9 protein-coding genes and 2 tRNA genes are annotated in these 12,400 nt (G+C 45.7%); 5 read left to right on the top strand and 6 right to left on the bottom strand.

Features of this window, described 5'->3' with window-relative positions; translation table 11 throughout:
* From A7325_RS13365 to gltX, 6 genes are all read right to left on the bottom strand, one after another.
* Positions 1-254 (bottom strand): helix-turn-helix domain-containing protein (locus A7325_RS13365; RefSeq protein WP_156508484.1); only part of this gene is annotated, 254 nt, incomplete at its 3' end.
* A 39-nt stretch (positions 255-293) separates the two neighbouring features.
* Positions 294-947: a LysE family translocator gene (locus A7325_RS02465; RefSeq protein WP_068404314.1), complete on the bottom strand. Its 654-nt coding sequence runs from the start codon at positions 945-947 to the stop codon at positions 294-296.
* 248 nt (positions 948-1,195) lie between these two features.
* The gene (locus A7325_RS02460; RefSeq protein ID WP_068404312.1) at positions 1,196-2,236 is read right to left on the bottom strand and encodes a hypothetical protein; all 1,041 of its coding nucleotides are present in this window, start codon (positions 2,234-2,236) and stop codon (positions 1,196-1,198) included.
* Between the two features lie 449 nt (positions 2,237-2,685).
* Positions 2,686-2,761, bottom strand: a tRNA-Glu gene (locus tag A7325_RS02455).
* Positions 2,762-2,925: 164 nt separating this feature from the next.
* Positions 2,926-3,001: transfer RNA gene (locus A7325_RS02450), tRNA-Ala, on the bottom strand.
* Between the two features lie 229 nt (positions 3,002-3,230).
* On the bottom strand, positions 3,231-4,766 hold the full coding sequence (gene gltX, locus A7325_RS02445; protein WP_068404310.1) for a glutamate--tRNA ligase: 1,536 nt from the start codon (positions 4,764-4,766) through the stop codon (positions 3,231-3,233).
* 426 nt (positions 4,767-5,192) lie between these two features.
* Between gltX and rsmH the strand changes: the two genes are divergently transcribed.
* The 5 genes from rsmH (at position 5,193) to A7325_RS02420 (ending at position 12,398) form a co-directional block, all read left to right on the top strand.
* Positions 5,193-6,206 carry a 16S rRNA (cytosine(1402)-N(4))-methyltransferase RsmH gene (gene rsmH / locus A7325_RS02440; RefSeq protein ID WP_227514924.1) on the top strand — a complete coding sequence of 338 codons (1,014 nt, stop codon included), beginning with the start codon at positions 5,193-5,195 and terminating at the stop codon, positions 6,204-6,206.
* A gap of 247 nt (positions 6,207-6,453) precedes the next feature.
* Positions 6,454-6,924: a cell division protein FtsL gene (locus A7325_RS02435; RefSeq protein ID WP_068404308.1), complete on the top strand. Its 471-nt coding sequence runs from the start codon at positions 6,454-6,456 to the stop codon at positions 6,922-6,924.
* Positions 6,921-9,026, top strand: a complete 2,106-nt coding sequence (locus A7325_RS02430) for a peptidoglycan D,D-transpeptidase FtsI family protein (RefSeq protein ID WP_068404307.1) — start codon at positions 6,921-6,923, stop codon at positions 9,024-9,026. Before A7325_RS02435 ends, A7325_RS02430 begins: the two co-directional genes overlap by 4 nt.
* Positions 9,027-9,132: 106 nt before the next feature.
* Positions 9,133-10,842, top strand: coding sequence for a UDP-N-acetylmuramoyl-L-alanyl-D-glutamate--2,6-diaminopimelate ligase (locus tag A7325_RS02425; RefSeq protein ID WP_068404305.1), 1,710 nt, complete (start codon positions 9,133-9,135; stop codon positions 10,840-10,842).
* Positions 10,843-10,949: 107 nt separating this feature from the next.
* Entirely contained in the window at positions 10,950-12,398 is a 1,449-nt protein-coding gene (locus tag A7325_RS02420; RefSeq protein ID WP_068404303.1) for a UDP-N-acetylmuramoyl-tripeptide--D-alanyl-D-alanine ligase, read from the top strand.
* Positions 12,399-12,400: the final 2 nt, after the last annotated feature.

The following is a 12,400-nucleotide window of genomic DNA, read 5'->3' as shown; positions in this document are numbered from 1 at the left end:
GGTTCTGCCAATTTGCTGTGACGACCTCGACGATGACGATCGTAGAGACTTTCAAGTCCTCGTTCATAATATCGCTTCAATGTCCGTCTGGCAGTTTCAGGATGTATGCAGAGGTCTTTGGCAATATCATTAGTGGCTTTGCCTATACTATATTGGTATAAGATGAGCAGGCGTAGTCGGGCTCTGGGATTGCGCTCAGTCTTTGAGTGTTTGCCAAAGTCATGGTCTTCTAGGTTATGTATTGGTATAGTCATAAGTGGATTATACTATATATCTTGGGTTTGGTATAACCTTTAACCCTTCTCAGTCAACAGTTTAATCCCCAAGCCAATAAACACCACACCACTAATTTTATTTAAAATAGATTCGATAGTTGGATTCTCTCGCAGCTTTTCACTGAATTTTGACGCCAGTAATGCCAAACATAAACACCATATAAAACCAGTGACGGCAAAGGTCAATCCTAAAATGATGAACGACACCATGCTATTGGCATAATTAGGATTGATAAATTGCGGGAAGAACGCCAAAAAGAATAATGCGACTTTTGGATTAAAGGTATTGGTAAGCACGCCCTGTTTATAGATTTGTCCATAATCTAAAAAACTAGTACGAGTAGGATGATCATGGCTGGATAAATTATCGGCCATTAAAGCATCTGGTTTCGTTAGCAGCATCTTTAGGCCTAAATAGCATAGGTAGCTGGCACCAATATATTTAACGACCATAAATGCAGTAGGGGAGTTGGCCAATAAGACGGATAAGCCCAGCGCCGCCAATAACGTATGCACTAAAATCCCTGAGATAATACCGAGCACGGAATAAAAACCCGCCGTTTGCCCCTGTGAAATACTGCGGGTAACGATATACATGCTATCGCTGCCAGGGATCAGGTTTAACAAGATGGCTGCCATGAAAAACCCTAGGTAATTCTCAATACCGAACATCGCCAACGTGCCTTTTAGATAATAGGAGAGGCTCTTAGTATAGGCTTGTGCGCGGCGAAATGTCTAGTTTTTCAAGTTCTATTCTTTCAGACTTAAAGTGCTATTAATAAAAAATGGTATCAATAAAACGTGTTGCCAATAAAAAACGCTAGGCGAAAAAAAGCCCAATCACGATATAGTGTGACTGGGCTTTTTGACAAAGTTTAATAAGTATATTGTTCCTTACTTATTTTAGTTCATTTGGCCTTTTAGCGAACGTTATCACCAAGAGTAACGATAGGCTTGTCTAAACGATGGTTGGCTGCTGCACTTCTTGCGCCCATAATAGCAGCGATAAAAGTTAAGATAGTGCTGATTAACCAAAATAGACCACTATATAAAGCTGCTTTACGAGCAACCTCTTCCGCTTGTTGTAATTTTTGTTCAGCGGCTGCTTTTGCTTCAGCGATATTTTGCTCAGTTTTTATTTTATATTCGTTAAATGACTGCTGAACCTCGGTACGAACTTCGATAGCTTGCGCTTCTGTTAGACCTTCTTGTTGCAAACGGGTGATGAGCTCAGGACCTTTTAAGGTCTGCTCGATTGCTGCCATACGCTGTTTTGCATAGTCATCAATATTGCGCCACGTGTCGATATCGGTAAAGTCCATATTGGCTACTTGTGTCTTAGTACCATTGACCAAATCTTTAACCACACGACTGGTTGCTGCGACTTGCTGTTCGCTTAAGTTTTGCGTATTTTTTGCTACCATTGCTTGGATATCTTCTTCACTGATATCTCCTGAAACGCGCTGATAAATCTCCTGCGCTTTTTGCTGTACGCCGTCGTTTTGTGCGGCTTGACCAGCAGCGGCTGCACCGACGGTCGCTGTTGTGGCAGCCGTTTTAGCGACCGTACCAACGGTAGAACCTACCGCATTACCAGCTGTGGTTAAAATCCCAGTTGCGCTACTTAATGTAAAAAAAGTAGTAAACAGTACAATCAAAGCGGCGGTTAGCATACCCGTTAAGGTAGCATCTCTTGGATCTACATCGGTACCATCACCAAATAATGCTTCTGGCGCTGAGAATTTAATTGCAAAGTGACCTGCTACAAAAGCACTGATCAAAGCGGTAATAACCGCATATATACCGCCCGCGATACTGGTACCTTTTAAATCAAACGGTAAAAATGAGCTTAGCACTAAAGCCAAGGCAACCATTGCCATCACGATAATCAATCCCATGACCAAACCGGCAAGTACACCGCGCCAGGAGGGGCGTCTTTGAGGAGTATAAGTAGTTAACATAACCATTCCTTTTTTAAAATTTCCTAATTTTGTATGGGTATTTATAGTTTTCACTCTATGCTTAGAGCAGTTGTACACGTACTTAAATTCACAACCATTGATTGATATTTATCGTTTATTGTTTTTTGCCATCAATTAAAGGTTGTGAACATAATATAAGCATAAGGAATAGAAAGACTTATTAATAATACTGTTAAGTAGAAAAGCATGAGGAATGTGTATTAGAATGTTAAAATAAGTGACAAAATCAACGAAATGTAAGTGTAAGTAAGAAAGAATTAAGCAATTAATATTTGTCTCGTAATGATTTTTTAAAATAGGCGACAAAAAATACAGACAAAAAAAGCCCAGTCACCATATGATGACTGGGCTTTTTTATTGTGCGCTTATTAGTCTAATCTAATACTTAAAGGTACTAAGCAAAAGTGCTAATAAGTGACGCCGAATAGTGGCGTCCCCAGGGGGATTCGAACCCCCGTTACCGCCGTGAAAGGGCGGTGTCCTAGGCCTCTAGACGATGGGGACGCATAGAGTGTCATAACCACTATTTTACAATAGCATTACAACGGTACTTCACAATATCAGAGTGCTTATCTATTAATAGAGCAAGCCTTGCCTAGGTGCTGATATCGTCCTACTAGCGAGTATTTATTCAGGTTTCAGTAAACTGAACGTTGCGATAAATAGTATGGTGGAGCTAAACGGAGTCGAACCGTTGACCCCTTGCATGCCATGCAAGTGCTCTACCAACTGAGCTATAGCCCCTCGCTAAGAGTGTGCGTATTTTAGGTAAGACCAGCAGTCTTGTCAACCGCTATTTTAAAAATAATGCATAAATTTGCAAAAAAAGTTAGTAAAAGTATTTAAATGGCTAATTATGGGCATTTAAGTACGGAGATTAATATAAAAAAAGGGTCAGTATTAGCCTGACCCTTTTTTATTAATTATCCATTCTACTCTTAATTAACCAGTACAAGGTTATTTAGCAGCCAAACTATTCAGCCGCCAAGAAGTCTGGCAACTCTGCCGCTTGTTTCTCAAGTTTTTTCAGTTTCTTTTTGCCAAGGCCACCCAGTACATCAACCGCATGGCGTAAACGGGTCAGGGTCATATCAGCGCCGATAATCGCCATAGAGTTCATGACTGGCGTCGATGAGGTGCTACCAGCGATAGCGATAAAGAACGGCGCCATAAAGTCACGCATTTTAATATCAAGATGAGCAGCAAGGCCTTTTAGCGTGGCATAAATATTTTCTTCCGTCCACGTCGGCAAGGTTTCTAGCTGCCAAAGCGCCAGTTGTAGCATCTCGGTAATTTGTTCAGGCGTCAGCGACTTATGGGTAAAGCTTTCAGCGGTGATAGCAGGCAGGTTTTGAAAATAAAAGCCGCCCCAGTTAACCGCATCAGACAGCAGTTCAATACGTGGTTGAATTGCGGCGGCAATCGCGGTTAGTTTATCGCTGTCACTTGCCCAGTCGAGGATTTTGTTTTTAAGCTCTTCAGGGCTAAGCGCACGTAGCCATTCCGCATTTAGCCAGTTGAGTTTTTCGATATCGAAAATAGGACCGCCAAGCGACACACGCTGAATATCAAAGCTGGCAATCATCTCATCCAAGGTGAACTTTTCCGCTTCGTCAGGCATTGAGTAGCCCATACGGCCAAGGTAGTTGAGCAGCGCTTCTGGTAACACGCCGGCATCACGATAGTAGGTAATAGAGGTTGGGTTTTTACGTTTTGACAGCTTTGATTTATCAGGGTTACGCAATAATGGCATATGACAAAGAACGGGCATCTCCCAACCAAAATACTCATAAAGCAGCTGATGCTTCGGTGCAGAGTTGAGCCATTCTTCACCGCGCATAACATGACTGATTTCCATCAAATGGTCGTCGACGACGTTGGCCAAATGATAGGTTGGCATACCGTCAGTTTTTAGCAGCACTTGCATATCGACTTGCGTCCATGGAATCTCAACCGTACCGCGTAGCATGTCATGTATTTGGCAGACGCCTTCGGTTGGCACGCGCATACGAATAACGTGCGGTTTGCATTCAGCGACTAATTGCGCGGTTTTCTCTGGTGCTAAATGTGCGCAGCGACCGTCATAGCGCGGCGTTTCGCCATTGGCCATTTGCTCAGCGCGCATGGTATCAAGCTCTTCAGGGGTACAAAAACAGCGAAACGCATGATCGCTTGCTATCAGCTGCTCGGCATGTTTTTTATAAATATCACTACGCTCGCTTTGACGATACGGTGCGTGCGGACCGCCGATATCTGGACCTTCTGCCCAGTCAAGACCGACCCAACGCAGCGCATCCAAAATCATTTGTTCAGATTGCTCGGTTGAGCGCGTTTGATCGGTATCTTCAATACGTAAAATAAACTCGCCGCCGTGGGCTTTGGCAAAGGCTAAATTAAATAGGGCGATATAAGCGGTGCCGACATGCGGAAAACCAGTCGGTGAGGGCGCAATACGCGTACGAATAGGACGCTTGCTATCAAGGTTGGCTTGGGATGATGTTTGGGTCATAAAAATCTCAGAATATGCTAGTGAATGAATAAAATGGTGAGAAAAGTTAAAGCTCAAGGCGAATAAGGAGATTGTATAAAAAATACGGGTGAAACAGTCGCCGTCACAGTAGAAAAATAGCGTAAAATATAGCCCTAGTATAACAGAGAGCTGAGATATTTTTAACGAAAAGCCTCTCTAGCGCTTGACTCGCCGTATATCCTTGCGATAATAATGCTAGGTGAGTCATAACTTGTTTATTTTCATCTTATTTTTTACTATTACTGGCCAAAAAGGTCATCATCTACTGAGTCGTTTGTGTCCATATCGAATCCAAAGTCAAAAAACACGTTAAATTCTAAAGAAACCCCTTCTTCAGTCATTGATAGTTCTGAGTCAGAAGTCAATTCGTCTATTGTTGAAAACGATTCTGCTCAAGAGCCCGTCATAGAGCAAGCAGGTGCTGATGAATTAAATTTTGTTCATGACGCCGTGCTACTACAAGAAACGGTGGCGGCGGTGTTGGGTGTCAAATCGCTGCCCAAACAAACAGATGACAGCCGTCAGAATAGCTTACAAAAAAGTGGCATTTATGTGGATGCAACTTTTGGGCGCGGCGGGCATAGCCGCCTGCTATTAAGCCAGCTTGCCGATGATGCAACCTTGATTGTGTTTGATAAAGACCCAACAGCCATTAGCGTTGCGCAAGAATTAGCAAAGTCTGATAGCCGCGTCAAAGTGGTGCATGATAGCTTTGCAACCTTGACCGATAGCCTAGCGGCAATGGGTATCACAAAAGTGGACGGCTTAATGGCGGATTTGGGTATTTCCTCGCCGCAGATTGATGACGGTAGCCGTGGTTTTAGTTTTATGCGCGATGGTGCGGTCGATATGCGCATGGACACCAGTCGCGGACAGTCGGTTGCCGAGTGGCTCGAGATGGTCGATGATGAAACCTTGGCCAATGTGCTTTATGAGTTTGGCGAAGAGCGTCATAGCCGCCGTATTGCTCGTGCGATTAAGCAGATGGACAGTTATGAGTCGACGCTTGCGCTGGCAGAAGTGATCAAAGCAGCGCATCCAAATTGGCAGCGCGGTAAGCACCCAGCGACTCAAAGCTTTCAGGCCATGCGCATTTTTATCAATAATGAGCTTGGTGATGTCGACGACTTTTTAGCACAAAGTATTCCGATTTTAAAGTCGGGCGGACAGCTGGCGGTGATTAGTTTTCACTCGTTGGAAGATCGCCGTATCAAGCAATTTTTGCAGCGCCATAGCAAAGGTCAGTATCCAGAAGATGAAAACTTGCCGATGCCGCCCAAGCGTCCGCGTTATTTTAGTAAACCAAAACGTGTTGGCCCCAGTCAGGCTGAGATAAGCAATAATCCGCGCGCGCGTAGTGCGTGGCTGCGCATGGCGACTCGTAGCGATACGGATTATAAAGCAGATGATAATTCTTAAGCTAAGTCTTAAAACTTGCTATTCAGTTATGTGGGTAAAATATGACTGAATGTTTTAATGATTACGCGGCTGTTAAAAAGCTGTAAACATTCTCTGCTAGGCTCAGCAGTTACTTTTTGCTTGGTTATGTGTTTATTGATTTTATTGGTAGTTATTTTTATTGATGGTGCTGATGGCTCATGAGGGTGTGTTCACTCGCAAATCTTAGCGCTTTTTTTATTTTGAAGTTCACTTTTTTGAGATCGTCATGGCAATATCTGACAAACCTGTAAACCGCCGCGCCGCAATGCCTCCTAATACTGATGTTGGCGAATTATTCGTGCGCCGATTTAACGTAGTCAGTATATACGTGGTCATATTAGTGTTACTGGCGGCGGCTATTATCTGGAGCGGCATCAAGACGGCAGAGGGCGTGCAGCAATATCATCAGGATTATAAAACCTTGCAAGACATGAAAAAACAAGAGCGTAAGCTACAAGTTGAGCACCAACGTCTATTGATTGAACAGCAAACCTTTAGTGCGACCCCGCAAATTGCCAGTCGCGCCGTTGCTGAATTGGGTATGTTTTCGCCAACCCTTAAAGATAAGCTGATTATTCAGCCGGGTGCGGCAGTTGCCGTCGCGCCAGTGCTCGAGGACGATGGCACAGATGCTGCCGCTGCCAATGAAACAGATTTTTTTGAGGCAGATGCTAACGCTGCGGAGGCAGGACGATGACTGATAAAAAGCCCACTGCCAAAAACGATAAAGCGGCCAAAAATAACAGCAAAAAATCCGCCAGCGGCAAAGTCACTAAGCCGCTACGCCGTGCCAGTGTTGCCAAATCTGGACAAACAAGCGGCAAAGCTGACAATAAAGCGGCCGATAACCGCAAAGCTAAGCTATTTAGCCGCCTAAAAAAGAACGAAGAGCAGGGCGCTTATACCAGTGTAAAAACCCAAAAAAGCAAAAGAGCCTTTTTGGGTAAAGCCTCTGGGGCATCGTCGCGCGGCGGTGTTGAGCTAGACAAAAACCGCTTTCGCACGATTTGGGCAATATCGTTAGTCATTTTAGGCTTATTAATTGGCCGTGCTTATTATTTACAAGTCGCCAATGCGCAGTTTTATCAAGATAAAGGCAATGAGCTGATTACCAGCGTGCGTACGCAAAAATCCTATCGCGGCATGATTACCGATCGTAATGATTTGCCTTTAGCCGTCAGTGCGCCGCTTGCGACCGTGTCGTTTAGCCCGCACGATTATGCGCGCGAATATTATGAGCTGAAACGTATTATATTGACCAATCCTGAAAGTCCGCAGCTTGTCGCGCGTATGCAAAAGCGTTTAGATAATATGGATTTAACCACGCTTGCAGCAGCGGCCAATATCTCAGTTACTGAGCTGAAAAAAGTCACAGCTATCGATGACAGTATTGACGTCACCGATGAAGAAGCGGTGAAGGCGGCGTTGCCATCGGGCGCAGGTTCACATTATCTGCCACTCCTTAATAAAGTCACGCCTGAGATTGCCCAAAGCGTCAGCTCGCTCGATTTCCCGGGTGTCTATGAGAAAAACTTCTTTCAGCGCTATTATCCGCAGCCGCAACCAAACTCGCAGCTATTAGGTTTTATGGGGCAGAACGCCAATGATCCTGAAGGCGGTTATGAAGGCCGTGCTGGTATTGAGCGTCAGTATGAAACGGCGCTGGCGGGTGAAGACGGTAAGGTGCTGGTATTAAAAGACGCCAAGCAAAACAGCTTAAAAGAAATCAAGCAAGTCGAGCCAGAAATACCGGGTAAAGATGTCGCCTTAACGATTGATTCGCGCTTACAGTACTTGCTTTATAAAGAGCTTGAAAAAGCCGGTCGCCTGCAAAAAGCGCGCTGGTCGACCGGTATGATTGTTGATGTGCAAACGGGCGAAGTGCTAGCGCTATCGACGTGGCCATCCTTTAACTCTAATAATCTGAACGAGATGACGGGTGAAAACCAGCGTAACCGTGCGTTGCTCGACGTCTTTGAGCCGGGTTCGGTCATGAAGCCATTTACCGTGGCAGCCGCATTGGATTCCGGTAAATACACGACGACCTCATTGATTGATACCAATCCAGGCTCTATTCGTGTGCGTGGTTATACCATTCGTGACCACAATAACTTGGGACGCATTACGCTTGCGACATTGCTACAAAAATCTAGTAACGTCGCCTCAACCAAGATTGCGTTATCCTTGCCGCCTGATGCCATTACCAATATGCAAAGACAGTTTGGCTTCGGGGCAAAAACTCCGCTGCAATTCCCCGGTGAGGGCAGTGGACTTGTGGTCACGCCAAAAGAAAAAGAAACGTCAAGACGAGCAACGGTCAGTTATGGTTATGGTCTACAAGTGACCTTAGCGCAGGTCGCACAAGCGTATTCGGCGCTTGCCGCTGGCGGGGTGATGCATCCATTAACCTTAATTAAAGACGACAAAAAACAGCCCAGCAAACGTATCATGGCGCACGAACAAGCTATGTCTATCGTACAGATGCTAGAAAGTGTCACCGAGCCGGGCGGTACCGCCAAAGCCGCGGCTATTGATGGCTATCGTGTGGCGGGTAAAACAGGTACCTCACGCCGTATCAACCCAAAAGGCGGCTACTATAGCGACCAGTACCGTAACGTTTTTGCCGGTATGGCGCCCGCGTCCAATCCTAAGCTGGTCGGGGTGATGCTTATCGAAGACCCACGCGGTCAGATTTATGCTGGCTTAACGGTAGCGCCTGTCTTTCATAACGTCATGAAAGAGGCGCTGCGTTTATATAATGTGCCGTTAGATAAGCCATTAAAAACCGAAGAGCCGTAGCTAAAAAGTAAGTTCCATGGTTAAGTTTCATGACTAATTTCCATGACTAAGCTCCATGTTTCAGCTGTTAACTATTTGATGCGTTTTAACCGTTTAGGATTTGCCAATGTCTCTGTCTACCTCGCCAAAAAGCAACGCCGCAGTCACCTTACAACAGCTGATTGAAACCAGTAGCAACGATAGAGATAGGCAAAGCCATAGCTTAACGCAAGCATTAACAACGCTGGTAAGCGCATCTAGCAGTCAACTACCGAAAGCAAAAACTTCGATTGCTCATATTCCCTTTGAGCAATTCTGCTTAGACAGCCGTCAGTTAGCAGCAAACGATGTCTTTATATTATTAAAAAGTCAGACACCAAATTGCCAAAAAAGTCGCGACTACTTATATCAAGCCGCTGAGCAGGCGGCGTTTATCCTGTCGGAAATTGATCCAATCGCTTTGCTGTCTACCGCTAATGTGCCGCCACACGCCAATATTTCCTTCACAAACGATAGTGATCGCTCTAAAGCGCAGCAGCAATTAGCAGCACTGCCTTGTCCAGTAGTATACGTACCCCATATTCGTGATTTTTTAGGTGACTTGATTCAAGCGCGCTTACAGCATCAGCAGCCTGTGACCTTACCGACGGTCGTTGCGGTGACTGGTACCAATGGCAAAACCACCATCAGCCAATTGGTGGCGCAGTTGACGCAGCTGACGGGTATGAGTAGCGCGGTGATGGGAACAGCAGGTAATGGTAGACTCGGCGCGTTGGTGCAAGCCAGCCATACCACCGGCGATGCCTTAGCGGTGCAGCAGTTTTTATATCAAATGGGTTTGGAGAAGGCGCAATTATTGGCCTTAGAAGCAAGCTCGCACGGTCTCGATCAGCAGCGTTTACAAGGTATGCCAGTGTCGGTGGCGATTTATACCAATTTGAGCCGTGACCACCTCGATTATCATGCTGATATGGCAGAGTATGCGGCGGCAAAAGCCAAGCTGTTTGATAAAGCGCGTTTCCCCGAGTTAACCCACGCCATTATCAATATCGATGACGAGCATGCCCAGATTATGCTTGATACGGCGCATGCCAGTGGTTTGACCGTTTGGAGCTATAGTTTAGACCCAGCAAAATCTGCAACCTTTGTTGCCGCTGATATCAAGCCAAGCTTGCAAGGAGTTGAGATTGCGCTGTGTACGGATTTTAAAAATAAAGAAACCAAGAGCATTAATATCATTAGCCCATTACTCGGGCATTTTAACGTTGCCAATTTACTGGCTGCTATCGCCACTGTTATGGCTTTAGGAATTAACCTTGAGCGTATTGCTGATGTTATCCCGCAACTGCAAGGGGCGGTAGGGCGCATGCAGCGTGTGCCCTCCAATGATGGCTGTTTTATCGTCGATTATGCCCATACGCCCGATGCATTAAGCCAAGTACTTGCCAGTCTAAAAACCCATTGTAAAGGTCAGCTGTGGGCAGTATTTGGTTGCGGCGGTGATCGTGATGGCGGCAAACGTCCATTAATGGCGCAGGCTGGATTGGCGGGCGCCGATAAAGTGGTATTGACGGCGGACAATCCGCGTACCGAAGACCCAAATTTAATCTTGCAAGATATGCAAGCGGGCATGACCAACGAGCAGTATCAGCGTACCCATATCGAGCCTGCGCGCAAAACCGCCATCGAATATGCGGTCAAGCAAGCAGCGCCTGCTGATATCGTTGTTATCGCGGGCAAAGGTCATGAAACCTATCAAGAGATTAACCACGTGCGTTATGATTTTGACGACAGCGTTATTTTGCGACATGCCCTTAAGCAAGCCGGACGCTTATAGTATTTATAGCGAAGTAATAGCGCCTGCCATTCATTTTTTGTACGTTTTAAAAAACGTACGCTGAAAAATATCAAAGATAAGTAGTCATCATATATAAGGTAATCATTATGACAGCCGACAACGATAACAGCATTCAGTCGCAAGGGCTGTATGTTTGGCAAGCAGACAATCTGCTTGCGGCAACCAAAGTAGTGGGTGGCCATTGGCAATTTGGGGCAGTACCTATAGAGCCAAACAATAACGCAAACAAACCCATTAGCAGTACACGTATCGCTACCGATACGCGTACTATAAAAACCGGTGATATCTTTTTAGCCTTGACGGGTGATAATTTTGACGGACATGATTATCTGGATATTGCTATAGAAAAAGGTGCGGTTGCGGCTATCGTTTCACGTCCGATTGCTGCTGATATTGCGCAATTGGTTGTCAATGATACGCGTTTGGCGCTCGGTCAATTGGCGGCCTATCGACGGCAGCAGCACAAAGATTTGACCGTCATTGCCATTACGGGCTCGAGCGGCAAAACCACCTGTAAAGAGATGCTCGGTAGTATCTTTGGACGCTTGGCGCCAACGCTGATTACCCGTGGCAACCTAAATAATGATTTGGGCGTGCCAATGATGCTACTCGAATTATCCGATCATCATCGCTATGCTATTTTGGAGCTGGGCGCCAACCATATCGGTGAAATTGCTTATACCACTGAGATTGTGCAGCCTGATGTTGCGTGTATCTTAAATATTGGTACCGCACATTTGGGAGAATTTGGCAGCCGCGAAGGCATTTGCCAAACCAAAGCTGAAATTTACCATACCTTACATGATAACCAATTTGCCATAGTTCCTGATAAAGATGATTTTACCAATCAATTACGCCGTATCGCTGAAAAGCATACCCCAAACGTTATAGGCTTTGGCAATACCGATGTCAGTGCCAGTCATTTAGATGTTGAGCCTGAGCGCAGTGAGTTTAAGCTGCATATTGGTAGCCAAGTCCATGATATTAATTTGCCTTTAGCAGGCGAGCATAATGTCAATAATGCGTTGGCGGCTGCTGCTTGTGCCCATGCGCTAAATATCGATATTAGCGATATCGTCGTCGGGCTTGAAAACGCCCGTCCTGCAAAAGGGCGTTTGAATAGTCAGCTCCTTGGTATGCATCGCTTGATTGATGATACGTATAACGCCAATCCGCATTCGGTGCGCGCAGCTGCTAAAGTGCTGGCGGCGCAAACGGGTACGCAGGTGATGGTACTTGGCGATATCGGCGAGCTAGGAGAGGCGGCGATCAGTGAGCACCAAAGCTTAGGTCGTACCATTGCGACCACTGGCATCAATGTGCTGCTGTGCGTTGGTCAATATGCGCCATATACGGTGGCGGGCGCGCAAGAGATTTCTGCTATCAATGCCCATGCCTTTGCTGATAAAGACAGCTTACTGTCCTATTTGCAGTCTTATTTACAGGCACAGCAGGCGCAGCCTTGTACGGTGCTGTTTAAAGGCTCACGTTCCATGCAGATGGAAACCCTTATCAATGCGCTAGTCGAGGAGTAGGC

This window comes from Psychrobacter sp. SHUES1 (assembly GCF_001652315.1).
GTDB lineage: Bacteria > Pseudomonadota > Gammaproteobacteria > Pseudomonadales > Moraxellaceae > Psychrobacter > Psychrobacter faecalis.
This window is presented reverse-complemented; position numbering and strand designations above follow the sequence as displayed.